The 25,978-nt window shown below is 45.9% G+C and carries 22 protein-coding genes and 1 riboswitch; of the genes, 1 reads left to right on the plus strand and 21 read right to left on the minus strand.

Annotated features, from left to right (window positions below; all coding sequences use genetic code 11):
• Positions 1–20 precede the first annotated feature (20 nt).
• From KNP00_RS07435 to KNP00_RS07530, 20 genes are all read right to left on the minus strand, one after another.
• A complete protein-coding gene (locus KNP00_RS07435) occupies positions 21–1,004 on the minus strand; it encodes an L-lactate dehydrogenase (RefSeq protein WP_215143703.1) in 984 nt (327 codons plus the stop codon).
• 108 nt (positions 1,005–1,112) lie between these two features.
• Positions 1,113–3,737, minus strand: coding sequence for an AAA family ATPase (locus KNP00_RS07440; RefSeq protein ID WP_215143705.1), 2,625 nt, complete (start codon positions 3,735–3,737; stop codon positions 1,113–1,115).
• Entirely contained in the window at positions 3,734–4,453 is a 720-nt protein-coding gene (locus KNP00_RS07445) for an ABC-three component system middle component 1 (RefSeq protein ID WP_215143707.1), read from the minus strand. The genes KNP00_RS07440 and KNP00_RS07445 overlap by 4 nt, the downstream gene beginning before the upstream one ends.
• A 6-nt stretch (positions 4,454–4,459) precedes the next feature.
• A complete protein-coding gene (locus tag KNP00_RS07450; protein WP_215143709.1) occupies positions 4,460–5,824 on the minus strand; it encodes an ABC-three component system protein in 1,365 nt (454 codons plus the stop codon).
• Between the two features lie 465 nt (positions 5,825–6,289).
• On the minus strand, positions 6,290–7,687 hold the full coding sequence (gene sufB, locus KNP00_RS07455; RefSeq protein ID WP_215143711.1) for a Fe-S cluster assembly protein SufB: 1,398 nt from the start codon (positions 7,685–7,687) through the stop codon (positions 6,290–6,292).
• Positions 7,688–7,706: 19 nt separating this feature from the next.
• Positions 7,707–8,141 (minus strand): Fe-S cluster assembly sulfur transfer protein SufU, encoded by a 435-nt coding sequence (gene sufU / locus KNP00_RS07460; protein ID WP_215143714.1) that lies wholly within the window; start codon positions 8,139–8,141, stop codon positions 7,707–7,709.
• Positions 8,131–9,351: a cysteine desulfurase gene (locus tag KNP00_RS07465; RefSeq protein ID WP_215143715.1), complete on the minus strand. Its 1,221-nt coding sequence runs from the start codon at positions 9,349–9,351 to the stop codon at positions 8,131–8,133. The genes sufU and KNP00_RS07465 overlap by 11 nt, the downstream gene beginning before the upstream one ends.
• Before the next feature lies 1 nt (position 9,352).
• Positions 9,353–10,621 (minus strand): Fe-S cluster assembly protein SufD, encoded by a 1,269-nt coding sequence (sufD, locus tag KNP00_RS07470; RefSeq protein WP_215143717.1) that lies wholly within the window; start codon positions 10,619–10,621, stop codon positions 9,353–9,355.
• 12 nt (positions 10,622–10,633) lie between these two features.
• Positions 10,634–11,395: a Fe-S cluster assembly ATPase SufC gene (gene sufC, locus KNP00_RS07475; protein WP_215144063.1), complete on the minus strand. Its 762-nt coding sequence runs from the start codon at positions 11,393–11,395 to the stop codon at positions 10,634–10,636.
• Positions 11,396–11,573: 178 nt separating this feature from the next.
• The gene (locus KNP00_RS07480; protein ID WP_215143719.1) at positions 11,574–12,788 is read right to left on the minus strand and encodes an MDR family MFS transporter; all 1,215 of its coding nucleotides are present in this window, start codon (positions 12,786–12,788) and stop codon (positions 11,574–11,576) included.
• A gap of 101 nt (positions 12,789–12,889) precedes the next feature.
• Positions 12,890–13,723, minus strand: coding sequence for a MetQ/NlpA family ABC transporter substrate-binding protein (locus tag KNP00_RS07485; protein ID WP_215143721.1), 834 nt, complete (start codon positions 13,721–13,723; stop codon positions 12,890–12,892).
• Positions 13,724–13,750: 27 nt separating this feature from the next.
• A complete protein-coding gene (locus tag KNP00_RS07490) occupies positions 13,751–14,413 on the minus strand; it encodes a methionine ABC transporter permease (protein WP_215143723.1) in 663 nt (220 codons plus the stop codon).
• The gene (locus KNP00_RS07495; protein WP_215143725.1) at positions 14,403–15,431 is read right to left on the minus strand and encodes a methionine ABC transporter ATP-binding protein; all 1,029 of its coding nucleotides are present in this window, start codon (positions 15,429–15,431) and stop codon (positions 14,403–14,405) included. The genes KNP00_RS07490 and KNP00_RS07495 overlap by 11 nt, the downstream gene beginning before the upstream one ends.
• Positions 15,432–15,508: 77 nt before the next feature.
• Positions 15,509–15,615: riboswitch (SAM riboswitch) on the minus strand.
• Positions 15,616–16,066: 451 nt separating this feature from the next.
• Entirely contained in the window at positions 16,067–16,324 is a 258-nt protein-coding gene (locus KNP00_RS07500) for a thioredoxin family protein (protein WP_215143727.1), read from the minus strand.
• 178 nt (positions 16,325–16,502) lie between these two features.
• Complete coding sequence (gene gcvH / locus KNP00_RS07505; RefSeq protein WP_215143729.1) at positions 16,503–16,886, minus strand: glycine cleavage system protein GcvH; 384 nt, start codon at positions 16,884–16,886, stop codon at positions 16,503–16,505.
• 48 nt (positions 16,887–16,934) lie between these two features.
• A complete protein-coding gene (locus KNP00_RS07510; protein WP_215144066.1) occupies positions 16,935–17,288 on the minus strand; it encodes an arsenate reductase family protein in 354 nt (117 codons plus the stop codon).
• Between the two features lie 47 nt (positions 17,289–17,335).
• Positions 17,336–18,067 carry a hypothetical protein gene (locus KNP00_RS07515; protein ID WP_215143731.1) on the minus strand — a complete coding sequence of 244 codons (732 nt, stop codon included), beginning with the start codon at positions 18,065–18,067 and terminating at the stop codon, positions 17,336–17,338.
• A gap of 89 nt (positions 18,068–18,156) precedes the next feature.
• Positions 18,157–19,941 (minus strand): acyl-CoA dehydrogenase family protein, encoded by a 1,785-nt coding sequence (locus tag KNP00_RS07520; protein ID WP_215143734.1) that lies wholly within the window; start codon positions 19,939–19,941, stop codon positions 18,157–18,159.
• A gap of 13 nt (positions 19,942–19,954) precedes the next feature.
• Entirely contained in the window at positions 19,955–21,127 is a 1,173-nt protein-coding gene (locus KNP00_RS07525; RefSeq protein ID WP_215143736.1) for an acetyl-CoA C-acetyltransferase, read from the minus strand.
• Between the two features lie 18 nt (positions 21,128–21,145).
• Entirely contained in the window at positions 21,146–23,557 is a 2,412-nt protein-coding gene (locus KNP00_RS07530) for a 3-hydroxyacyl-CoA dehydrogenase/enoyl-CoA hydratase family protein (protein WP_215143738.1), read from the minus strand.
• Positions 23,558–23,771: 214 nt separating this feature from the next.
• Here KNP00_RS07530 and KNP00_RS07535 point away from each other — a divergent pair, with 214 nt between their 5' ends.
• Positions 23,772–24,674, plus strand: coding sequence for an SDR family oxidoreductase (locus tag KNP00_RS07535; RefSeq protein ID WP_215143740.1), 903 nt, complete (start codon positions 23,772–23,774; stop codon positions 24,672–24,674).
• A 263-nt stretch (positions 24,675–24,937) separates the two neighbouring features.
• Here the strand turns inward: KNP00_RS07535 and KNP00_RS07540 are convergent, their stop codons facing one another.
• Positions 24,938–25,855 carry a proline dehydrogenase family protein gene (locus KNP00_RS07540; RefSeq protein ID WP_215143748.1) on the minus strand — a complete coding sequence of 306 codons (918 nt, stop codon included), beginning with the start codon at positions 25,853–25,855 and terminating at the stop codon, positions 24,938–24,940.
• Between the last annotated feature and the right edge of the window lie 123 nt (positions 25,856–25,978).

Genomic DNA, 25,978 nt, shown 5'->3' on the forward strand with positions numbered 1-25,978 from the left:
GTGGTGAGCCGGGTTCATTTTTATTGATTCGCCTCAACTTTTTCGATCGCTTTACGAATTCTTCCGACCGAGGCGTCGAACTGTTTTTGTTCTTCATCTGTCAGCTCGATCTCGACGATTTGACGAACACCGGTCCGGTCAAGCAGGGCAGGTACGCCAATGTGAAGACCAGAGGCACCATATTCGCCATCTAAATGAGCTCCGATTGTGACAACCGAGTTCTCGTTTCGAACGATGGCCTGAACGATCCGGAGTAGGCCAAGTCCAATCGCGTAATATGCCGCGCTCTTATATTCGATAATCTGATTCGCCGCATTGCGAACCCTTTCATAAATCGCATCCAAGTCTTCCTGATGATACATATCGTTCTCCTCAAGCAACTGTTTGATGGACTTCCCGTAAATGCGGGCGTTGTCCCAGGCAACGAAACCACCGGCACCGTGCTCCCCCATATAAAAGACATGACAATTTCGCGCCGACAAGTCAAAATACTCACCAATCTTATAACGGAGGCGCGCTGTATCAAGCACCGTACCCGAACCGAGGACGCGACGCTTCGGCAAGTTAGACGCTGTCCACGCAACGTGCGCCATTACGTTCACTGGGTTCGTCGCGACGACGATGATACCATCGAACCCGCTCGCCATGACCTCGTTCGTGACATGACGAACGACTGTCGCATTCTGTTCGGCAAGGTCCATCTGGGTTTGACCAAGTTTTTGTGCGGCACCGGCTGTGATGACGACGATGTCTGCATCACGGCAGTCCGAATAGTCACCTGCCCAAATCCGGACCGGTGTCGATGCGAAAGAGATCCCATGATTGAGGTCCATCGCCTCACCTTCTGCCTTGGCATGGTTCGAATCGATCAAAACGAGCTCTTCACAGAGAGCTGCGGTCGATAGTTGATAGGCGAAACTGATTCCTACCCAACCGGCACCGATGACGGCGATTCGGGTGATATCTTTTGGATCAATATAATCATTCTGCGGTTTACGTGTCATGTGTATCCTCCTTTTTAAATTTTTCTAAGTGCTCTACTTCTCCACCAGCATCGCATATTTCGGCTAATATTTATTTACGATAATCGTGTTTTTGTGCAAAAAGATTCATTATAAATATAGTTCCGATTGCACATGAATTAAATTAACTTCTTGATTATCTATTTTCTCAAATTTATATTTCATAAACATAGCATTGATATCACTATGGGTTGACAAAATCAGTTGGTATTCTTTTAAGAACTCATGACGAGTTAATTCAATAAAGGAATGGATATTCATAGTATCTAGATCTTGAACTGGATCATCTATAGTCAAAATTTTTAAGCCTTTTGAAATATTATAGGTTTTATTGATTGCTAGTGTAAAAGCTAATGAAATTACCGCTAGCTGTCCTGAACTTAAATGATGCATAACGTCATGGTCTGTACTTGGATCCGAAATAAAGCGAATCGACTCACTTCCCTCTTTCGTGTGTAAAAAGATGCCCATTCCTTGTTGATAATTTTGCAACATTTTAGCAGTATAAATGTAGAATGGTAACTTAATATTTTTAGCCATTTCTATTTTATGATTAGTAATCTCAGATTTATATACATCTTTTACTTTCAATAAATTTGAATGAACAAGATTAAATTTTTCTTTTCTATCTTTTAAATATCTAACAACTGAAAATTGCACATAATCATAGGTATATTCAACATACTTTCGTTTCTTCTCAATATCATTCAAACTCAACTTCTCAAATTCTTCAGCACTTCCATTAAAATATGTCTCAAAGTAATTATTGTCGTTTCGCGCTCTTCCACTATCAAATTTAAGATGTTTTTTCTTACTATTTAATTCAGATATTAACTTTATTCTATTAACCTCTATGATATCAAAATTTAATCTTGAATTTGTATTTATTTTAATAACAACTTTATTTAACTCTTCTTCTGACATTATACTCTTTACAAAAGAAATCTCATTATTAAAAGTACGGTAATATAGCATATTTATTTTTTCATACACTGAATAATCAACATACAAATAGTTTTCTAAGTAAGCTTTTAGTTTAATAACTGCTTCATTCAAATTACTGATTGATTCAATTTCGACCCAAATAAACTTTTGAATAGTTGGTATATTATTCAATTCTGATATTAAGCCCATTTCAAGATGCTTAAAGTCACTAATCTTTCTCAATACCTCGCCATCTATTTTTAGATGAGATTCAATTTTTTTTGACAAGTTATCTTTCAATGGTATAAAAATTTCACGTTCAAAATCAGTTTTAAGATTTAATAACTCTTTAGATTGTTCACTTAATACAATCGATAGATTTTCTGTTCTCTTATCAAAAGCTAGCATTAATGATTCAAAACTATTCCAGTTATGTCCGCAATAAGGACATTCACTTTCTAAATTAGGATGGTTACACTGTTTACTAGTCTCATCTCTTAGCAATTGACGCAATCTTAAAATCTCTCGCATGGTTTCTTCTATTTCATTTGTGGTTTTTGACAATAAATTATACTTTTTAATAAAATCGTTATACTTTTCAGATAAATCTGGTTTCAAATCTTTAATGATTTTCTCGATTTCATTTAAACTACTATAAGCATCATTTTTTTCTAATATTTCTAGATATTTGTTAAGTTGAGTGTATCGTTCATCATTTTGAATATATTCATTTGATTTAGAAATTATTTTTTGCAAAATAAATCGTTCAAGCAAATCGCGGTTCTTGATTAGATTTACATTTGAACGTATCTTTTCAAATTCATTTTGGAGCATAAAATCTTTCAATACAAAATAATATAAAAAATCTTGGTTCTCTATTAATTTATCTATCTCTAACAGTTTATTTTTCTTTTGAAATTCTTCTGGTGAAAACTCTTGTTTGAATTTAATTAGTGTGCTTAGTTCTTCTAAATATTCTTCTTTTTGTATCGGCCACAAATCACTGACCTTCTTATCAAATAGTGTTTTTCTATCAAATAGAAAGTCATTTTTTTCAAACAGAGGTTCGTAAGGTACGCTTTTAACTTTCTCATTACCTTCAATGGACTCTATTTTTTTATCAAGATCTTTGATTATTTGATTTATATCAAAAATTAATGTATCAATTTGGTGTAATTTTTCTTCAGCTTCTGATGTTTGAAAGAGAAACTTTAACTCATCCTTTCTTTCATTCTCAGACTTTTTTAAAAAGTATGTATTCTCTTCTTGTTGCAAATAATTGAATAAATAATATATGTCTTCTATTTTAAATTCTGTATCTCTAAATTCAAAAAAAGAATTAATTTGACTTTGGCTTAAGTTTTTTTCTGGATAAAATAGGTCTTTTTCAAAGTCCTCAGTATTTTCTGTAAATGTTTTTAACAAACCAAAGTCATTCGGTTTATTCTTCCTCCCTCTTCCATCGACAGTTCCAGAATTGTCTTTATCCAAAAATTTTACAATTATTAAATTTTCATTATTTTCTTTTTCTAACCATAGTTTAACGACCACATCTTCCCCGCTAGTATTTTGATAAAAAGGCTTTTTATAATCCTTAGCATCATTTGTTACACGTTGTTTGACAAATGTTCTATGAAGTTTTCCTGTAAGGCATAATTCAATCACATCATAAATAGTAGTTTTTCCAAATCCATTTGGTCCTATCAAAAGTGTAGTACTATTTTTAAAGTCAATTATTCTTTTTTCTTTGATTCCTTTAAAATTTTTTATATATACTTTTTTAATTTTCATTTTTTATTCACCTCAAAATGCTCAAAAAAACTACTTAATAAATCTGATTCATCAAAATCTAGAGCAGAATCTCTTAATAGAGGATATCTATCGATGCTACTATTTCTGATATATTCAAAAACTTTTTTCTCATATCTCAAAAGATTATTCCTCAGAATAACTTCATTTATTTTACTTTCCAAAGTCCGGTATTCTTCAACCTCTAAATCCAATTGTACAAATGGAATTTTCACAAATAATTGTATAACTACAAAATATTCTTCTTCTAAATATAAATTTTCTTGAAATTTTTCTAGTCTACTTTCTTCAAGAAGTATTATATGTAATTCTTTGAGCATGTTTTGGTAATCCTTAATTTTTTTAATACTTTCAGAGGTATATACTATGAGATATTTTCTGAAAAAATATTCATCTTCTTCAATCCTTAAAACTTGGTTCTTATACTTCTTATAAAATTCGTTTATACTCTCAACTTCAAGCAGCAAAATTAAGGATGTGTTCTTTCCTGCTTCTGTATCATTTTCTTTCATTTGATTAAACAAGTTTATTACCTCATCAGTCTTTTCACATTCAAAAAAATTAATAAACTCATCTATTGAATAATCTACTGTGATCAAGAATTCTTTATTTTCTCTATTAGAATTTATTATCCCTGATTGAGATTCAACACTTTCAAATTGACTTTCTAAATAGATTTTTTTGATAATATTTTTCATATACTATTACTCCTTCTCATTTAACTGTTTTATAGCGTTTTCTAAGTTAATAAACTTCAGATCAGCATATAAAAAATGATCATCTTCTATTATTTTTCGATTCCAATTCTCTTTTATATCTTCATTTTTAAAAGATTGCAAACCTTCAAAAATTTTAATGTTATCTATTTTTTCATTGACCAGATATTTCCGCTCAAAAATTGATGCTGTTACTAATTTGTTTGAAATCATTTCTCCAATAACAGATTTTATTGCCTGTGGTTTTCTGTTAATTAAAGTTAAATGATACCCTCCATTTGCTTTATATCCGAAATAATCAATTTCATAATCATTCTCTTTAACATTAAGTAAACAGTCAAAGAAAATATCTTTTAAGCTATCTACTTTAAATAAATCTATAACAGTTTCAACTGAGGCAATACTCTTATCGCTATTTTTATCAGGATTTAAATTTATCAAAAATTGAATAAATTCTTCATCTTTTAGTTGATATAATCTGGATACAATATCTTGCACTTTGTCTTCATGACTCTTTTGATACTCAACCCTCGACTCTTCTAATTCTTGAATAAAATCAATCCAAGATTGGACAAATTTTTGCCTCAATATAGAGGTATTGACTTCTGACTGAGTAACAGTATCAATAATTGTTGACTTTATTCTTTGAAAACTAAGACTAGGATATGTAGATTTTCCTAACAAATGTTTACTTCTTATTTCTGTGTCAAGTTCACTTAACAACAATTGATATATCCTTAGGTGTTGCTCTTTATTATCTTGAAACTCATGATTTATTTTTTTCAAAATACTTTCAATTTTTTCTAAGCAAAACATCTTTAATTTATCCTGATTATTCGTTCCTGACAAACTACAATACTTTAAGTTATCAGGATAAGTATAGAGTTGAATATTATTTGGATTTTCTATATATTTATTATTTGGATACGCTTTCAAGAATTCTTCTTCTGTAAGATCAAACCCAATTGTTTCTGTGATAGTATGAAGAAATCTAGAATCTCTTTGGACTTCAACATCTCCTAAATTTCCATGATTATCAACTTTATGTATTTGAAAACCTTTGGATTTGATTTTTAATTTTTTATCTTTAAACTCATATTCCAAAATTCCTAGCACATCTGAATAAGAAGAAGGATACATAGCATCTTTGTATGCCTTCACCTGATGTCTTGATACTACTATTGCTCCGTTTTTTATATCAATATCTTCTGCGGATTCATACTGAACTTCCCATCCCGCAATACTATCATCACTACTTGTTAAATCATCCAAATAAGCTAAAGCTAAAAAAATTCCCACTTTCCCCTGATGAAGATACCCACTCCAGCTTCCAGTTGCATTTCTACTATTCAAATCTGTTCTAACCTCCATTTATATTTTTGTAGAGTAAACGAAACATTCTTTTTAATGGAATTAAATATTATTTTTACCAGGTGCCTACATTCTATTTTTAACCATTCTACCAAAATATAATCAAATAATCTCATGATAATCAATATAATATTTCTGTCTTATACTTAGTTGCAACTATACTACTATACTTAATTTATTTTTGTTACCCTAAATTATCTTTGTTATTTTCAAACGGTAATGATAAATGTTTCAAGCTACTTTCAGTCGTTCACTGAACAGATGCTACTTTAAGTTATTAGAGTGTGTCCAGTTGAAATCAATCTAAAGACATGATTTATTTCTAATGTGACGTCTTATGATAATACATATAAATTTTTAAAAACTGCACCCCTAATGGCTAAAAATCTTAACCATCAGGGGTGCAGTTTATTAATTATTATAGGCAATCTATACTCATTTTGAGTTTTATCCAATCGAACCTTCCATCTCGAACTTGATGAGACGGTTCATTTCGACCGCATATTCCATTGGCAATTCTTTTGTGAACGGCTCGATGAAGCCCATGACGATCATCTCTGTCGCTTCTTCTTCCGAGATTCCACGGCTCATGAGGTAGAAGAGTTGCTCTTCTGACACTTTCGAGACTTTCGCTTCGTGCTCCAGCGACACTTGGTCGTTCAAGATTTCGTTGTATGGGATCGTATCCGACGTCGACTCGTTGTCCATGATGAGCGTGTCACACTCGATGTTCGAGCGCGCGCCCTTCGCCTTACGGCCGAAGTGGACGATTCCACGGTACGATACTTTTCCGCCTTGTTTCGAAATCGATTTTGAGACGATTGACGACGACGTGTTCGGTGCGAGGTGAATCATTTTCGCACCAGCGTCTTGGTGCTGTCCTTTACCAGCGAGGGCGATTGAGAGTGTCATCCCACGTGCGCCTTCCCCTTTCAAGATGACAGCCGGGTATTTCATCGTAAGTTTCGATCCGATGTTTCCATCGATCCACTCCATCGACCCACCCGCTTCACAGACGGCACGTTTCGTTACCAAGTTGTAGACGTTGTTCGCCCAGTTTTGGATTGTCGTGTAACGGCAGTATGCGTCTTTGTTGACGAAGATCTCAACGACCGCTGAGTGAAGCGAGTTCGTTGTGTAGACCGGTGCCGTACATCCTTCGACGTAATGAACCGATGCGCCTTCGTCGACGATGATGAGCGTACGCTCGAACTGACCCATGTTTTCCGAGTTGATGCGGAAGTAAGCTTGGAGCGGTTGCTCGAGTTTCACACCTTTTGGTACGTAGATGAACGAGCCACCCGACCAAACGGCTGAGTTGAGCGCTGCGAACTTGTTATCCGTCGGCGGGATCAACTTCCCGAAGTACTCTTTGAAGATTTCTTCGTCTTCTTTGAGGGCCGTATCTGTGTCTTTGAAGATGACCCCTTTCGACTCGAAGTCTTCTTGCATGCTGTGGTAGACAACCTCAGACTCATACTGAGCCGAGACACCTGCCAAATACTTTTGCTCTGCTTCCGGGATACCGAGCTTGTCAAACGTACGTTTGATTTCTTCTGGTACCTCGTCCCACGAGCGTTCTGTCTTCTCAGACGGCTTGACGTAATAAGTGATTTCGTCGAAATCAAGTGCCGAGAGGTCTCCGCCCCATGTCGGCATCGCCATCTTGTTAAAGTGATCCAACGACTTCAAACGGAAGTCGAGCATCCATTGCGGCTCTTCTTTCATGCGCGAGATCGTCTCTACGATTTCTGTTGTCAAGCCGCGGCCTGAACGGAAAATCGAAACGTCCCGATCATGGAAGCCATATTTATAATCGCCAATTTCCGGCATATTCTTTGCCATATCGGTCTCCTCCTTCTCCTTACGCGTCCTCATCTACCCCTTTTTCAAGCGCCTTCCACGCAAGCGTGGCACACTTGATGCGAGCCGGGAATTTTGATACGCCTGAGAGTGCCTCGATGTCATCGAGGTCAAACGTATCTGCATCGTACTCTTTACCTTGAACCATTTCAGAGAAGATGTTGGCGAGTTGAAGCGCCTCTTCCACTGTTTTCCCCTTGATGATTTGGGTCATCATCGAGGCTGAGGCGATGCTGATCGAGCAACCCTCACCTTCAAACTTCGCGTCTTTGACGATGTCATCTTCAATCTGTAATTGAAGTCGAAGCGTATCCCCACACGTCGGGTTGTTCAAGTTGACCGTCACGCCATCCTCGATGGCGCCGCGGTTTCTTGGATTTTTATAGTGATCCATGATGACCTGTCGATACAACATGTCGAGATTGTTAAAACTCATAATTGAAATACTCCTTCGTTTGACGTAACCCCTCGATGAACCGGTCGACTTCTTCTTTCGTGTTATACACGTAGAAGCTCGCCCGCGCCGTCGATGATTGCTTCAAAAGACGCATGAGTGGTTGCGCACAGTGGTGACCGGCACGAACCGCAATCCCTTGCATATCGAGAACGGTTGCGAGGTCGTGTGCGTGCACGTCCTTCAAGTTGAACGTGACGAGACCGACGCGATCTTCGGGACCATAAATCTCAATCCCCTCAATCGTTTTCATCTGCTCGATCGCATAAGATGCGAGTTCACGTTCATGCGCTTCGACGTTCTCAAGACCGATCTCTTCTAAGAAATCGATTGCGGCCGCAAGACCGACCGCACCAGCGATGATCGGCGTACCCGCTTCAAATCGATATGGAAGGTCTTTCCATGTCGATTCATATAAATCGACGTAGTCGATCATCTCGCCACCGAACTCGACCGGTTCCATGTTTTTGAGAAGTTGTTTCTTCCCATATAAGACACCGATCCCAGTCGGTCCGAGCATCTTATGTCCCGAAAAGGCGAGGAAGTCACAGTCGAGTGCTTGCACGTCAAGTTTACGATGCGGTGCACTTTGTGCGGCATCGACGACCATGACGGCCCCCACTTCATGCGCGAGTCGAGCGACGTCAGCGATCGGATTGATCGTACCGAGCACGTTTGAGACGTGGCTCATCGCGACGATTTTCGTACGGTCCGATAAGACTGATTCGACCGCATCGAGCGTGACGCGTCCGTCCGGCGTAAGTTCGACGAATCGAAGTGTCGCACCTCTCCGTTTGGCTAGCTGTTGCCACGGAATCAAATTCGCATGGTGCTCCATCGGAGTGAGGACGATTTCATCACCTTCGTTGACATTCGCATCCCCGTAACTCGATGCGACCAAATTGATGGCCGTCGTCGTCCCACGTGTGAAAATGATTTCTTCAGGAACCGTCGCATGAATGAACGAGCGGACACGTTCGCGTGCTCCTTCATACGCATCCGTCGCCTGCGTCCCGAGCGTATGGACGCCACGATGCACGTTCGAATGATTACGACGATAATAGTCCTCGATCGCCTCGATGACAGCGAGCGGCTTTTGAGAGCTCGCCGCGCTATCAAGATAAACGAGCGGGTGTCCATTGATTTCCTGATTTAAAATCGGAAACTGTTCACGAATCGAGGCGTTCAACATCTTAACGCACTTTCCCTTCGATGACTTCGCGGAGACGGTCTTTGACCGAATCGATTGCGAGTTCTTCGACGACAGGCGTCAAGAATCCGTGGATGATTAAACGCTCTGCCTCTTGGCGAGACAATCCACGGCTCATCAAGTAGTACAATTGAACATCATCGACACGACCGACCGACGCCGCATGCCCTGCCATGACGTCGTCCTCATCGATGAGAAGAATCGGGTTGGCATCGCCACGTGCTTTTTCAGAGAGCATCAAGACGCGCTCGGTTTGGACACCGTTCGATTTTGATGCACCATGGTGAATCATCGATGTTCCGCTGAAGATCGCAGTGGCTGCGTCTTTTTGGACACCGTGAATCAAGATGAACCCTTCAGATGCTTTCCCGAAGTGGTCGGTACGGATGTTGAAGTTTTGTTTTTGTGCACCGCGACCGATCGTCACGGCTTTCGTATCCGAATACGTGTTGTCGCCGACGAGGTGTGTCTTCGTTTCGACGACCGAGTTCCCGTCGTTCATGTGACCGAGCGCCCAATCGAGGCGACCGTTCGCATAGACGACACCACGACGATTCATGAACGTGAGTGCTGACTCAGCGAGTTGATCGACACCACCGAAGACGACTTTCGCGTTCTCTCCGGCGAATACTTCCGTCACGACGTTGACCGTGTGCGGTTCGTTCGTTCCTGATAGGAAGTTTTCGATATACGTCACTTCACTGCCTTCATCCGCGACGAGGATTGTGTGGTGGTAAAGGGCACCGTTCGCCTGTTCCATCGTGAAAATCGCTTGAAGCGGGTCGTTCAATTTCGTGTTTTTCGGCACGTAAATAAACGCACCACCGTTTGTGAGGGCGGCGTTCAATGCAGAAAGACGTTCTTCGTCGACACGTACGCCTTCTGTCATGAAATATTTCTCAACGAGCTCAGGATGTTGTTCCATCGCTTCTTTGATCCCCATGAACAAGACGCCTTCTGGCATCGACAATTCGTTGTAGACGACATGACCGTTGCGTTCAACGAGCACGTTTGTCCGATGGTCTCCGAGAAGTGCCTCGATGTCAGCCGTCAAACCGTCTTTCGTTTCTAGTTCGACATCACCGGCTGTGAAGTCCCATTTATCTATTTTAATCTTTTCAACTTTTGGTAAAGCAAGTGTCGGCGCAAGTTCTGCTGCTTCTTTACGACGGTTGACCATCCATGCTGGTCCGCCGAGCGCTTCTGCACGTGCCGACAACGCTTGTGCATCCAATTCAAATTGTACGGTCATCGTACGGCCTCCTTACGCTTCTGTGTCTACTGTCATGCCGAGTTCTTGTTTCACCCAGTCGTAACCTTCTGCCTCGAGTCGTTGCGCGAGCTCTTTTCCACCAGACAAGACGATTTTCCCGTCCATCATGATGTGTACGAAGTCTGGCTCGATATAGTTGAGAAGACGTTGGTAGTGCGTGATGATCAAGCAACCGAATTCTTCTGAACGCATTTCGTTGACACCTTTTGCGACGACTTTGAGGGCATCGATATCGAGACCTGAGTCGATTTCATCCAAGATGGCGATGTTCGGTTGAATCATCATCATTTGGAGAATTTCGTTACGTTTCTTCTCACCGCCTGAGAATCCTTCGTTTAAGTAACGGTGTGCCATTTCTGAAGGGATTTCGAGAAGTTCCATCTTCGCGTCGAGTTCACGGATGAACTTCATGAGCGAGATCTCTTGACCTTCTTCACGACGTGAGTTGATTGCTGAACGTAAGAAGTCTGCGTTTGTGACACCGCTGATTTCAGCCGGGTACTGCATCGCGAGGAACATTCCAGCTTGCGCGCGCTCGTCAACTTCCATTTCGAGGACATCTTCGCCGTTTAAATCGACGCTTCCCCCAGTGACCTCATAGAGTGGATGACCCATTAGTGCTGATGCAAGTGTAGATTTACCAGTTCCGTTTGGACCCATGATGGCATGAATTTCGCCACCTTTAATTTCTAGGTTAAGACCTTTGACAATCTCTTTTCCTTCGATTGAGACGCGGAGGTCATCAATTTTCATTTGTGGTACGTTTGACATTCGGATACCCCTTCCGTATTTTCTCGCCAAAATGATTGACGTAGATTAGATATATTCTAATCTTAGACTAGTCGATTTTTTATTTCAAGCGACTCACCTTACGATTCATTCTCAATAAAATGATAAAAGTTGAGAATGCTAATAGTAGGAAATCAAGACATTATCCAACCGTCTCTTCAACGAGTGCGAGTGCGGCTTTCCGTTCCCGTAAGGCGGCGGCAAAGAAGAAGGTGCCACACCCCGTCAAGATCGCCAAACTTCCGAACACCGGGAGCGAGGATTGACCGAATGTATCGAGTAACACGCCACCGATAATCGGTCCGATTGTCTGTCCGAGCGATGTCAATCCCATCGCCCCGAAATACGTCCCTCGTAAATGTTTCGGTGCGAGTTCATCCGTCAAGACGTCTGTCATCGTGAACATCAATACCTCACCGATTGTGAAAATGATCATTGCCACAAAAAGAACCCACTCGACCGTCGCCAACCCAATTAACAAGAGTCCGAGTGACAACGTTGAAATGCCGAAGAAGAGCGATTTGATCGGTGAGACACGAATCCCGAAACGCATGATTGGATATTGGACGATGAGGACCGTGATTGCGTTCGTCGTCAATAGGTAAGCGAACAATCTTGAACCGTCTTCTAATCCGTCACTCAGCGCGATGAATTGGGGAAGGGTTGAATTGAACTGACTATAGCCGATAATCGCAAAAATCATCCCGATGATGACCGACCGAAACGTCCGGTCGTCCCGTAAGACACGAAACGTCTCCGTCAAGCGCGGGCGTGCCTTGATTCCGTCCCCCTCCTCGAATGAGTATTTGTAAAATAGCGTCGAGATGATGACCCCATACAATATGTAGACCGCCGTCACGACGAAGAACGCGGTCTTCACACCGGTGAGCGACAAGACGACCGCTAACAATGGTCCGATCGCCGCGGCAATGTTGATCATGAAGTAACGGACGTTATAGACGATGACCCGCTGGTCCGCCTGTGTCGTATCACTGATGAGCGCGCGCGATGCCGGCTCTAAAAAAGAACGTGACACCCCCATCAAAATGGATAATGCATAAAACCAGACGAGCTCCGTCACGACGGCAAGACCTGTGAACGTGATGGCATTGAGCGCGATGCCGATGAGCATGAGCTGTTTTCGGCCATATCGATCAGAAAGTGTCCCTCCAAAAAAACTCATGAACAGACCCGAAAGTGCCATCACGGCAAAAATCGTTCCAATCACACTCGCCGAAAAGCCAAGCGTGGCCAAATAAATCGCAAAAAATGGCATGACGAAAAACGTTGCCAGTCGTGCAAAAAACGTCCCGAACAGGACTCCCCACGTCAGTGGATGAATCTGTCTGAGCTTCATCCAAATCCCCCCTTTTCTTTCATATATGTAGTGTACTTCTCTTTATGAAAGAACACTAGACAAAAAAAGGCCCAGGAGAAAGTCTCCTGGACCAAAATCGTTTACTGTTGTACCGGTACGACCGCACCTTTATATTCGTCCAAGATCCACTGTTGTGTCTCTTCAGACGTCAATACTTCGAGGAGTGCTTTGATGCGCTCATCTTCTTCGTCTCCTTCACGCGTGACGATCAAGTTGACGTATGGTGAGTCTTCGCCTTCAAGTGCGATTGCATCTTCAAGTGGGTTGAGGCCTGCGTCGATCGCATAGTTCGTGTTGATGAGGACCGCATCGCCTTCTCCGTTCTCAAATGCCGTCGTGAGTAATGTCGCTTCTACGTCCGTTTTGAACGTCAAGCCTTTCGGGTTGTCGACGATGTCAGCGACCGTCGCGTCCACCGTTTTACCATCCGCAAGTGTGAGGAGTCCTTCTGACTGGAGCATCGTGAGGATTCGTCCGTGATCAGCGACCGATGAGCTCATGATGATTTCTGCCCCTTCAGGAAGTTCGTCGAGCGATTTGAACTCTTTCGAGTAGACTCCGATCGGCTCGATGTGGACGCCACCCGCTGACGCGAATTTGTAGTCTTTGTTTTCAGCCATTTGCGATTCGAGGTACGGCTCGTGCTGGAAGTAGTTCGCATCGAGTTCTTCGCTCGCGAGCGTCTTGTTCGGAAGCACATAGTCTTGGAACTTTTTGATTTCGAGTTTGTAACCTTTTGCCTCATATTCTTCTTGTACGTGCTCTAAAATCTCAGCGTGCGGTACGTTCGAAGCACCGACGATCAATGTTTTTTCATCGCCAGAACCTGTTTCCGCTTCTTCCCCGCCACAAGCCGCGAGAACCGTGAATGCTGATAGTGCCGTCAATCCAAGTACTGTTTTCCAAGTTTTCATAATGAATCCCTCCAAATGTATGTGTGATTATGCTGAACGTTTATCAATGGTCGTGACGAGTCGGTCACCGATGAACTGGATGACGAACACGATCAACAAGATGAGCACCGTCGCCACGAACGTGACGTCGTTTTGTGAACGCTGGAATCCTTCCAAATAAGCCAAGTTCCCGAGACCGCCGCCTCCGACGACTCCGGCCATCGCCGTATAACCGACGATTGCGACAATCGTCACTGTAATCCCGGAGACGAGCGCCGGTAGTGCTTCAGGAATTAACACTTTATAGATGATCTGCCATTTCGTCGCACCCATCGACTCTGCCGCCTCGATGACCCCGCGGTCGACTTCACGAAGCGCAAGTTCTACCATTCGGGCATAAAACGGTGCCGCTCCGATGATGAGCGCCGGGAGCGCCGCCGTCGAGCCGAGCATCGTGCCGAGTAGGAACAAGGTGAACGGGATGAGTAAGATAATCAAAATGATGAACGGAATCGAACGAAACACGTTGACGATTGCGCTGACAAAGACGTAAATCGGACGATTCTTCAATAGGAGTGACTCGTTCGTAATGTATAGAATCAACCCTAGGGCGAGTCCGATCACAAACGTCGCCACACCTGCGACGAGCGTCATGTAGAGCGTCTCCCATGTCTGTTCCATCATGATTTGCCAGTCCACGTTAGGAAACATCGCTCTCCACCTCCACTTCTACGGATTGCGAACGAATCGACGTGATGGCACGATCGATTTCATTCGCTTCCCCAATCAATTGGATGAACAGCGTGCCGAGCGCACCGACTTGCGACTGGGTCACATTCCCGCCGATGATGTTGAATCCGATCTGATGCGTCTTGAGGACGTCAGACAAAATCGGTTGTTCCGCCGTTTCGTTCAAAAACTTCAATTTGACGATTTGACCGCTCGGGTACCGTTCTTTCAAATGTTCGAACGTGAGCGACAGATCGTCGACCGCCCCGATCTGTTTGACGAACTCTTTTGTGATCGGTTGTTCCGGATGTTGGAACACGTCCGAGACTTGACCCGTCTCAACGACTTTCCCAGATTCCATCACGGCGACCCGGTGACAAATCTTTTGGATGACGTGCATCTCATGCGTGATGAGGACGATCGTCAATCCGAGCTTCTTGTTGATGCTGACGAGCAGTTCGAGAATCGAATCCGTTGTCTTCGGGTCGAGCGCGCTCGTCGCTTCGTCACAGAGGAGCACCTCTGGATTTGTAGCGAGCGCGCGGGCGATCCCGACTCGCTGTTTTTGACCGCCTGATAGTTGCGATGGATAGCTATCCTCGCGACCGGCCAAGCCTACGAGCTCGATGAGTTCCTGGACACGTCGTTTCCGTTCACTTGCCGGCACCCCGATCAGTTCGAGTGGAAAACTGATGTTCTCTGCGACCGTGCGCGACCACAGAAGGTTAAAGTGCTGGAAGACCATCGAGACGTTCTTGCGGACTCCTCGTAATTCTTTCGGGCTGAGTTTCGTCAGCTCGCTCCCCGCGACCTCGATTTCACCGCTTGACGGTGACTCGAGACGGTTGAGTAATCGGATGAGCGTTGATTTTCCCGCTCCCGAATATCCGATTATTCCAAAAATTTCACCGCGATCAATCGTGAGTGACACATCATCGACCGCCTGGACACGACCATTCTTCGTATCGAACCATTTGGCGACGTTTCGTAATTGAATCAATACCTTTCCCTCCTGACAACAAAAAAAGCGCGCACGTTTGAGCAAACGTGCGCACTTTATCGTACGGACAACGATTGCTCTCATCTGTCAAGGTTAATCACCTTGCTGGAATTAGCACCATTTCGGATTGCTCCGCGGTTGCTGGGCGTCATAGGGCCAGTCCCTCAGCCTCTCTTGATAAGAGTGTTGTATATTCGATTAGCTTTATCATAGCGACAGCTTTTTCTGCTGTCAAATCCTTTTTTCAAAAAATTAAAAAAAAGGTGCCGTCCGAGGACGACACAGAACGTAGCACCTTGAGTCACGGAAGGACAGCCCATAGATGAAAATCTTTTGCCCGTTCAAGATTTTCACCCTCACATGGGGGAGATTCGCCAATCATCACTCGATCTTGGCTTGGACCGTGCAATTATACGAAACGTCCTGCTTCGCTTGATTTTTTTGGGGGACAATCGAAGGGAAGACTGACGTGTATTCGTATAAAATGTAGCAGCGGCTTCGCCAAAACGTCTTGATGACGGGAATATCGCGTCCTATATTGTGTTCAAGTAAGATGTTGTAATGAATATACCATTCGTGAACTTTCTGTGTCAACTGATTATTTAAAATTTTCAGATTATTCTAATTTCCCTCTCTTATTTTATGAAAGAGAGGACGTGTTGCACGTTTTGAAATGCGTAGAGACGTTCTTTAACCTCGCCATTTTCAAGCTTTAAAAGAGCCGGTACGCTCATCACCTGATAGGCTTCGAGTTCATCCGGGATAAAGTTCGCATCACGTTTTTCGATTCGGACTTCAGGGTCGACCGCTTCGACGACCGTCAACATTTTCTCCGCCACAGCGCATGTACCACACATTGGGGCGTATATATATAAGAATCCGTCTGTAATCATTCTTCTCACCTCTCTTGTCATTATAAGGGTCGATGGATTTCCATTCAAAAATCGTGCTTTTGTGAATTTTCTCTATCGCATCTTCGAACGGGCGACGCTCGTCAAGTTTGATCACTACCGTCTCGATTTCGAGTAATCAAAAAATCGGCCTCTCCTCAACAGGAGAAGCCGATTTCGATTATCCTTGAATCATCGCTTCATATTCTTCCGCAGACATGAGCTTGTCGAGGTCCGACTCTTCCGTCAACTCGACTTCGATCATCCACGCATTTTCAAACGCTGACTCGTTGACGAGTTCCGGAGAATCCGCGAGGTCCTCATTCACAGCAGTGATGCGACCTGATACCGGCGCATACAACTCAGAGACCGTCTTGACCGATTCGACCGACCCGAATGGCTCGTCGAGCAAAATCGTCCCATCTACTTCTGGGAGTTCGACAAACACGATATCCCCTAGTTCGCTTTGTGCGAAATCCGTGATGCCGATGCGGGCTTTCGTTCCGTTCACTTCAACCCATTCATGTTCTTTTGAATAACGTAAATTTGCCGGTACTTTGCTCATCCTAACTTCCCCCTCAAATAAATTAGACTCACATCTGTATTATAGCACTTAGCCCCAAACGTCCGTAAAGGACTTTTCTGAAAATCCGACGGTCGTTTTTTCACCATTTGTGACGATTGGTCGCTTCAAAAGCATACCATTGCTCGCTAACAGCTCAAGTTGTTCGTCTTCTGATAAAGTCGGCAACTTGTCCTTGATCCCTTCGTTCCGATACACCTGTCCGCTCGTGTTAAAGAACTTTTTGAGTGGTAGACCTGATTGTTTCCACAGCTCGGCGAGTTCCTCTTTCGTCGGCGTCGATTCGACGATATGGACGTATGTATACGTGATGCCTTGTTCCTTCAACCATTTTTCTGCTTTTTTACATGTACTGCATGGTGGGTAGCCGTATAGTGTCACCATCATTTCATCACCTCTTTCATCAATGTAGCACATCCAAGGAAATCAAATCACGCCTGAAGTAGCCGTTCAATCTCTCGCTTCATCGTCGTGTTCACTTCGTGCCTCGATTCGATAAAACGTAAGATGGCCGCTGCCGCCTCACCTGACCTGCCGTATCCTAATACCCCGCCTGAAAGGAAAGGAATCATCTCGGGGAACCTCGACTCGACCCGGCGTGTCGGATTGAACGGGTCTCCTTGTTCACCGATCGCTTTCAAGACGTTTTGAACGGCCGCGACTTGCACGAGTTCGAATCCGGCGAGCGCCTCGCCCCGACGTTCGCGTAACAAGCCGACATATAGGTTCGTCAACGCCTCTTCGTAATAATAAGACGACTCATTACGCTCGATGGCAAGGTGCGGTGTCGCGAACGCCTCGAGCGCCTCGTCCCGTCGCCAGACGATACGTCCCGGTGTGTAGGCGATGGCGGAAAGTTCATGCACTTCAAAGACAGCAAACTCACCGTAGATGCCGTCATGATACATGACCTTATGTCCGTCTTTCGTGTTTTGGAACTGATAGTGGAGCGGTTCGACCTCGAGCCAGTCGAGTCGGTCGATAAAGCGTGCTTTCTGTCCATCTTCGACAATCAAAAAGAAATCAAGGTCAGAATAATCGTCCAACCGCTCCGTCTCTTGGCCAATCGACCCGAGCGCGAGCAGCATGAGCGTCCCGTCAAGTTCAGCAACGGATTGTCCGATCCGTTCCATCCGGTCGAGTAATACATCTCGTTTTTTCATCGTCTCTCCTCCTCGTCTCTATTGTACGTGGCAGAGCTCAAAAAAAGAAAGGGTCGACCGCGTCCGGTCCACCCTTTCTGTCAATTTGATTAAACGATAAATTTGTTCGCTTTGATGAGGCTCGCTGCGACTTCGCGCTTCGTCCCGATCACGTTGATCGGCTGATAGCGGCTGAATTTCTTCATGGCCGAGAGAAGCATGCGCTGTTCGTCACCAGACGCCGCCGCGTACAACACTTCTTTCGCCATAAGCTCGACTTGCTTGAACACCTGTTCCGCAAAGATTTCAGTGTAGCGGACTTTTTGCGTGTTCTTCTCTTCGCCTGAACGGGCAATCGCTTTGTCCGTACGGGCGATGGCTGCTTCAAGCGCATAGATGGCACTGATCATGTCCGCAATCTTCGCCAAGATCTCTTGTTCGTTTTGAAGGTCTTGTTGATACTTCTGAACGGCCGTACCTGCGACCATCAAGTTGATTTTCTTCATGTTCGAAAGGAGCATCTTCTCGCGTGCGAGTGGTGAGCCGTCCAATTCTTGTGGCATGTAGCTCATGAGCTCTTTTTGAAGCTTTTGTGCTTCTGCGAGGAGTGGCAATTCCCCTTTCATCGCTTTCTTGAGGAGCGTGCCTGGGACGATCAAACGGTTGATCTCGTTCGTTCCTTCGAAGATACGGTTGATGCGTGAGTCGCGGTAGAGGTTCTCGACTTCATACTCGGCCATGAATCCATATCCACCGTGAATTTGAACCGCTTCATCGACGACATAGTCGAACGTCTCAGAAGCGAATACTTTGTTGAGTGAGCATTCGATCGCATATTCCGCGATCGCTTGTGCGACTTTCGATCCGTCACGCATATTCTCGTCACCGAGTGCATCAAGACTGTCTTGGAACAATCCGCCCGTACGGTAAACCGAACTTTCCATCGCGTAAATGTTCGCTGCCATCGTCGCCAATTTCTCTTGGATGAGTGGGAACTGGCTGATCGGCGTCTTGAACTGCTTGCGTTCGTTCGCATATTGCACCGAGAGGTCGAATGCACGTTTTGAAGAACCGACCGCTCCGACCGCGAGCTTGTAACGACCGACGTTCAAGATGTTGAAGGCGATGACGTGACCTTTGCCGATTTCACCGAGAAGGTTGTCGACTGGTACTTCGACGTCTTCAAGGATGAGCGTACGTGTCGACGAACCCTTGATTCCCATCTTCTGTTCTTCTGCGCCTGTCGAGACACCTTTGTAGTCACGCTCGACAATGAAGGCACTGAACTTGTCGCCATCGATTTTCGCGTAGACGACGAAGACGTTCGAGAAACCGGCGTTCGTAATCCATTGCTTCTCACCGTTCAAGACATAGTGCGTGCCGGCCTCGTTCAAGACAGCCGTCGTTTTCGCACCGAGTGCGTCAGACCCTGAGCCCGGCTCTGTGAGGGCATATGCCGCAATCCATTCGCCTGTCGCGAGTTTTGGCAAGTACTTGTGTTTTTGTTCTTCCGTTCCGAAGAAGACGATTGGAAGCGTCCCGATCCCGACGTGTGCGCCGTAGCTGAGTGCGAATGAGCGTGCTTTCGCGAAGCGCTCCGTGATGATCGAAGATGAGATTTTATCGAGCTGGTAGCCGCCGTACTCTTCTGGAACGTCTGCTCCGAGGAGACCGAGCTCGCCCGCTTCTTTCAATAATTCGACTGACAGGTCGAACTCATGTTTCTCGATACGCTCAAGGACTGGCATGACGCGGTCATCAACGAATCCCGCAGTCGTGTCACCAATCATCTTATGCTCATCCGAGAAATCCTCTGGTGTGAAAAGACGCTCTGCATCGAGTGCGTCAATGACGAAGCTACCGCCTTTAATCAATTCATGTTCTGTACGTTCCATATCCGATTCCCCCTTAAAGTAATTCGAAGACACCAGCCGCACCCATACCGCCGCCGATACACATCGTGACAACTCCATACTTCTCATTGCGTCGTTTCATCTCATGCAAGATTGAGACCGAAAGTTTTGCTCCGGTGCAGCCGAGTGGATGACCGAGGGCGATGGCGCCGCCGTTTACGTTCACTTTCGACGGATCGATTCCGAGTTCACGGATGACACCAAGTGACTGACTCGCGAACGCTTCGTTCAATTCGAACAGTCCGACTTCTTCTAATTTCACGCCAGCCATCTCGAGCGCTTTCGGAATGGCGACGACCGGACCGATCCCCATCACTTCCGGACGGACACCGCCGACTGCGAACGAGAGGAACTTCGCCATCGGTTGCAACCCTTGCCGTTCCGCCTCTTCACGTTCCATGACGAGCACTGCTGCCGCCCCGTCAGAAACTTGCGAAGCGTTCCCCGCTGTGACCGAGCCTTTGATTTTGAAGGCCGGACGAAGCTTACCGAGCGCCTCAACCGTCGAATCGGCACGAACTCCTTCGTCGTGCTTGACGACTTTTTCCACTTCAGCGACTTTGCCGTCTTCACCGAGCACGTGCTCGATGACCGTCACCGGTACGATTTCTTCTTGGAACTTGCCACCGGCGATCGCTGCCGCCGCCTTTTGGTGACTATTGATGGCGAACGCGTCCTGGTCCTCGCGCGAGATGTTGTATTCCGCTGCGACACGTTCTGCCGTATGACCCATGCTCATGTAATACTCTGGTGCCGTTTCCATGATGTGTGGGTTGGGACGGATGACGTGACCACCCATCGGCACTTGACTCATCGACTCCATACCGCCGGCGATGATCGCCGTCGCTTGACCGATCATAATTTTTGCCGCCGCATCCGCGATCGCTTGAAGGCCTGACGAGCAGTAGCGGTTGATGGTGATCGCTGGAACTTCGTGCGACAGTCCCCCCCGGACCGCCGCATAGCGAGCGATGTTCATCCCTTGCTCCGCTTCTGGCATCGCACAACCCATGATGACGTCATCAATCGGTCCTGTATATCCTGAACGTTCAAGCGTCGCCTTGATGGCATGTCCCGCGAGTTCGTCTGAACGAACGTCACGGAATGAACCGCGTTTTGCTTTTCCGACCGGCGTCCGTGCGCCGGCTACGATGACTGCTTCCCTCATCTGTTTTGTCCCCCTTTATCAGTTCCGTAATGGTTTGCCTTTCACGAGCATATGTTGCATCCGTTGTTGTGACTTCGGCTCCCCGATGAGACTCAAGAAGGCTTCACGCTCGATGTCGAGGAGGTACTGCTCGTCGACGAGTGTACCGTATGCTAAATCACCACCACTGATGACGTGTGCGAGTTTCTTCGCAATCTTCAAATCGTGCTCTGAAATATAACCACCGTAGAACATTTCGTACGCCGCGAGTTCGAGCGTCGCTTTACCCGTTTGACCGACGACCGGCAACTTCTCACGTACCGGTGCCGTGTACCCGTCAGCCAGTTCAAGGACCGTCTGTTTCGCATCGAACGTCAAGTGGTCACGGTTCATCGAGATACCGTCGACCGCACGGTGATAACCGAGCGTCTTCGCATCAAATGCCGACTTCGATACTTTTGCCATCGCAATGTTCTCGAACGTCTGTTGCGCAGCCTTCTCGATGTTTTGCATCGATTTTGGTGTCTGTTCAAGGAGACGACGATACGTGTTGACGTTCCCGCCGCCACCAGGGATGAGGCCGACACCGACCTCGACGAGACCCATGTACGTCTCGAGTGCAGCTTGCATGCGTGCTGCCGGTAGACTGATTTCCGTTCCACCGCCGAGCGTCATACCGTATGGTGCGGCGACGACCGGGCGACTCGAATAACGAATCTTTTGAACGACTTGTTGGAACTTGTTGATGATCCAATCGAGTTCGAACCAGTTCTCGTCTTCCGCTTCCATGAGCATCATCGCAAGGTTCGCGCCGACACAGAAGTTCTTGCCGTCATTGGCGAGAATCATTCCTTTGTAGTCTTGCTCGACACGATCGATCGACTGTTCGATCATCTGCATGATGTCGACTCCGATTGCGTTGTTCGGTGATGTGAACTCGAGTGCGACGACGTCATCGCCGATGTCGACGAGGCGTGCGCCACCGTTTTCTAAGATGATGCCGTTTGATTTTGCGAGCGGTTTGAGCTTCAATTCTTTCGGGTTGACGGTCTTCTCGACATACGCCTTCGACGCTTTATCGTAATACTGGTCTCCCTTGTAGAATGACGTATTGCCTGCAGCAAGCATCTCATCGATCCATGCCGGGACGTTATAGCCTTCTGCTTTCATACGCTCGACTGATTTTTCAACACCGAGGGCATCCCACATCTCGAACGGGCCAAACTTCCAACCGAAGCCCCACTTCATCGCGTCGTCGATGGCGACGATCGTATCTGCGATCTCACCAGTGAGACGTGCCGAGTAAACGAGCGTCTTCGCCGTGATCGGCCAGAGTAACTGTCCGATGCGACCTTTGTTCAAGATGGCACCTTTCAATTTCGCCTTCGAACCAGAAAGCGATTTGATTTGATCGAGTTCAGGTCCTGTAATCGCTTTCAATTGTTCGTATTCGAACGTCTGAAGGTTCAACTCTTGGATGACCTTGCCTTCTTTTTTATAGAAGCCTTGACCGGCCTTTTGTCCGATCCAACCTTTTTCGACGAGTTGCTTCATCTCTGTCGGTACGTCGAATGTGTCCTTCTCTTCCCCTGATTCGAGCGTCTCATAGACGTTACCTGCCACGTGGACGAACGTGTCGATTCCGACGACATCGAGTGTACGGAACGTCGCTGATTTAGGACGACCGATGAGCGGTCCTGTGATGGAATCCATCTCCCCGATTGAAGCGTTTTGCTTCAGCATCTCTTCGAACGTGACGAGGAGACCGTACGTCCCGATGCGGTTGCCGATGAAGTTCGGCGTGTCTTTTGCTTCGACGACACCTTTTCCGAGGCGATCTTCTGCGAAGCGTGCCATGAAGTCGATGACCGGACGGGCTGTCTTTTCCGTCGGGATGAGTTCGAGCAACTTCAAGTAACGCGGTGGGTTGAAGAAGTGTGTGCCGAGGAAGCGTGATGTTAAGCTTTCTGGAAGGGCGCTTGCCATCGCTTCGATCGAGATTCCTGACGTGTTCGAGCTAAGGATTGCGTCTTCACGGATGTAAGGTGCAATCTTCTCGAAGAGCTGTTGCTTCACGTCGAGACGTTCGACGACGACTTCGATGACCCAGTCCGCTTCTTTCAAACGCTCCAAATCATCTTCTAAGTTCCCCACTTCGATGAAGTTGAGATGGTCTGCTGTCGCAAGTGGTGCCGGATTTTGTTTCAATAGCTTCTGACGGTTCTCTGATGCGATGCGATTGCGTACTTCAGGTGACTCGAGCGTCAACCCTTTCGCTTCCTCTTTCGCTGTCAGTTCACGTGGTACGATGTCGAGCATGAGCGAACGAATCCCCGCATTCGCCAAGTGAGCCGCAATCCCCGCCCCCATTACTCCTGAACCGATGACGACCGCAAAACGAATCGAGTTCGTCAAACGGAGGTCGGTTGATTGTTCGATGTGACTCGTCATAGTGTTCCCCCCTAAAATGAGAATGAATAGTGATTCATTTCACGCGTAAAAAAAATCGCAATCACCATCGTGTTTACTCTTCTATCATAAATGAATGAACATTCATTCGCAAGCGTTCATTTTTCAATTTCATTCCATTTTTTGATTGAACGATTAGTTTTTAATCCGTGTGGTATAGACAAAAAGAATCACATTTAGAAAGGGGAATGTACGCATGCGAGAGAATCGCCTAAACACTGTCGGTAGCCGAAAGGATTTTGAGTCGTTTAAAAAAGATGCTCAAGAACAGGCGCATCAACCAGGAATCGATTCGAAAATGGAGCCTTTTCCGATTTACGAACGGGAGGACTATAAAGGAAGTGACAAATTAAAAGACAAGGTCGCGATCATCACCGGCGGGGATTCTGGCATCGGAAAATCGGTCGCCATCTTCTTCGCCCATGAAGGCGCGAACTCCGTCATCGTCTATAAAGATCAAAATGAACTCGAGGACGCGGAGGCGACAAAAGAACGAATTGAAGACCTAGGTCAAGCCTGTCTTTTGCTTCAAGGAGACCTTGGGGAGTCTTCATTCTGTCAACAAGTCGTCGAAGAGACGCTCGAGACGTTCGGGCACGTTGACATCCTCGTCAACAACGCGGCCGAGCAACACCCACAGGAATCACTCCTCGACATCTCGGACGATCAACTCGAGAAGACGTTCCGCACGAACATCTTCAGTATGTTCTACTTAACGAAAGCCGCCCTCCCTTATTTGAAGGAAGGTGCGAGCATCATCAATACGACGTCGATCACGGCGTATGAAGGAAACGACCAATTGATCGACTATGCATCGACGAAAGGTGCGATTACCGCGTTCACCCGCTCGCTCGCCAAAAACTTGGCTGACAAGAAGATTCGGGTCAACGGGGTCGCCCCGGGACCGATTTGGACACCGCTCATCCCGTCAACGTTTGATGCGGAGAAAGTGAAATCGTTCGGTGACTCATCCGGTATGCAGCGACCTGGACAACCGGCCGAACTCGCACCGGCCTACGTCTATCTCGCAAGCGATGACTCGACGTATGTCAGCGGCCAAGTCATTCATGTCAACGGTGGTACAGTGATTAATGGATAATTGGTGAGACTCAGTTTGTAGCTGAGTCTTCTTTATGTGCAGTGCGTCCTTTCGGTGCCCATGCTTTCAGCAGGCGATCCCGAAGCCACCTCGCACTACAGGGTCTTCGTCGGATTGCTTTTCTGCATATCGGTCCAGATTTTTGGGTAAGTGAGGACGAGGACAAGAAATCGTAACACATCCGCTATATAGAAGGCCGAACGCATCGACGTGATCCATACATCAAAAAGCACGAACATCCTCGACGGACGTTCGTGCTTTTCTCATTTCTTCACCATTCCTTTTAACACGAACGCCACGTTTGCCGGGCGCTCTGCGAGACGGCGCATGAAGTAGCCGTACCAGTCACGGCCGTACGGCACGTAGACACGGACTTTGTATCCTTGGCGCACGAGCTCGAGTTGACGCTCGACGCGGATGCCGTATAACATCTGGAACTCGAACTGGTCGAGCGAGATATCGTTCTCTTTAACGTGCTCGATGATGGCATCAATCATATGGTCATCGTGTGTCGCGATAGATGCGTAGTTACCGTGCGCTAGATGGAGTTTGACGAGCTTCACGTAGTTGTGGTCGACGTCCTCTTTTTCAGGGAATGCGACCGTGGCCGGCTCTTTGTATGCCCCTTTGACGATGCGAAGGTTCGGCTTGAGCGGTGCGAGATGATTAATATCGTCCTCGGCGCGGTACAAGTACGACTGGATGACCGTCCCGAGACCGTCGAATTCAGCCTTCAGTTTTTTGAACAGCTCGAGCGTCTTCTCACAGCGCTGCTCGTCTTCCATATCGATGGCCACAAAGACCCCGACCTCTTGTGCGACCGTCAAAATTTGACGCATGTTGTCTTCAATCAATTCGTCCGAGATGTCAAATCCGAGCGACGTCAATTTGAGTGACATGTATGCATCTAATTGCTCTTCTGCCATAATTTCAATCGCTCGCATAATTTCTTCGCGATTCGTATTCGCTTCTTCGACCGTCGTGATAAACTCCCCGAGATGATCGACCGTCACCGACAACCCTTTCGCGTTGAGTTCGCGAATCGTCGGGACAGACGCTTTAAAATTTTCCCCCGCTACAAAGCGTGATGCACCAAATCGTAGACCATATTTCTTCGCCAAACTGTTGAGTGTTTTGTTTTGTGACATATAGATAAATCCATCGCGCAACACTTTTTCCATCTGATTTTCCCCCTTACTTTTACACCCATCTATCTCTATGATGATGTCTGAAATTATTATGACACACAAACGTCATTTCGTCTGTATTTTTGTAACCGTTTTCAATACTTTCTTCCCAACTTT

This window comes from Exiguobacterium qingdaonense, assembly GCF_018617855.1.
GTDB classification, from domain to species: Bacteria; Bacillota; Bacilli; order Exiguobacteriales; family Exiguobacteriaceae; genus Exiguobacterium; species Exiguobacterium qingdaonense.

Bases quoted from the DNA above. Each gene is read 5' to 3' on its own strand.
- KNP00_RS07540 (WP_215143748.1), bottom strand. From the start codon at position 25,855: ATGGAAAAAGTGTTGCGCGATGGATTTATCTATATGTCACAAAACAAA.
- KNP00_RS07525 (WP_215143736.1), bottom strand. From the start codon at position 21,127: ATGAGGGAAGCAGTCATCGTAGCCGGCGCACGGACGCCGGTCGGAAAA.
- sufD (WP_215143717.1), bottom strand. From the start codon at position 10,621: ATGACCGTACAATTTGAATTGGATGCACAAGCGTTGTCGGCACGTGCA.
- gcvH (WP_215143729.1), bottom strand. From the start codon at position 16,886: ATGAGCAAAGTACCGGCAAATTTACGTTATTCAAAAGAACATGAATGG.
- sufB (WP_215143711.1), bottom strand. From the start codon at position 7,687: ATGGCAAAGAATATGCCGGAAATTGGCGATTATAAATATGGCTTCCAT.
- sufU (WP_215143714.1), bottom strand. From the start codon at position 8,141: ATGAGTTTTAACAATCTCGACATGTTGTATCGACAGGTCATCATGGAT.
- KNP00_RS07535 (WP_215143740.1), top strand. From the start codon at position 23,772: ATGCGAGAGAATCGCCTAAACACTGTCGGTAGCCGAAAGGATTTTGAG.
- KNP00_RS07445 (WP_215143707.1), bottom strand. From the start codon at position 4,453: ATGAAAAATATTATCAAAAAAATCTATTTAGAAAGTCAATTTGAAAGT.
- KNP00_RS07440 (WP_215143705.1), bottom strand. From the start codon at position 3,737: ATGAAAATTAAAAAAGTATATATAAAAAATTTTAAAGGAATCAAAGAA.
- sufC (WP_215144063.1), bottom strand. From the start codon at position 11,395: ATGAAAATTGATGACCTCCGCGTCTCAATCGAAGGAAAAGAGATTGTC.
- KNP00_RS07530 (WP_215143738.1), bottom strand. From the start codon at position 23,557: ATGACGAGTCACATCGAACAATCAACCGACCTCCGTTTGACGAACTCG.
- KNP00_RS07435 (WP_215143703.1), bottom strand. From the start codon at position 1,004: ATGACACGTAAACCGCAGAATGATTATATTGATCCAAAAGATATCACC.
- KNP00_RS07510 (WP_215144066.1), bottom strand. From the start codon at position 17,288: ATGGTGACACTATACGGCTACCCACCATGCAGTACATGTAAAAAAGCA.
- KNP00_RS07520 (WP_215143734.1), bottom strand. From the start codon at position 19,941: ATGGAACGTACAGAACATGAATTGATTAAAGGCGGTAGCTTCGTCATT.
- KNP00_RS07480 (WP_215143719.1), bottom strand. From the start codon at position 12,788: ATGAAGCTCAGACAGATTCATCCACTGACGTGGGGAGTCCTGTTCGGG.
- KNP00_RS07500 (WP_215143727.1), bottom strand. From the start codon at position 16,324: ATGATTACAGACGGATTCTTATATATATACGCCCCAATGTGTGGTACA.
- KNP00_RS07465 (WP_215143715.1), bottom strand. From the start codon at position 9,351: ATGTTGAACGCCTCGATTCGTGAACAGTTTCCGATTTTAAATCAGGAA.
- KNP00_RS07485 (WP_215143721.1), bottom strand. From the start codon at position 13,723: ATGAAAACTTGGAAAACAGTACTTGGATTGACGGCACTATCAGCATTC.
- KNP00_RS07515 (WP_215143731.1), bottom strand. From the start codon at position 18,067: ATGAAAAAACGAGATGTATTACTCGACCGGATGGAACGGATCGGACAA.
- KNP00_RS07490 (WP_215143723.1), bottom strand. From the start codon at position 14,413: ATGTTTCCTAACGTGGACTGGCAAATCATGATGGAACAGACATGGGAG.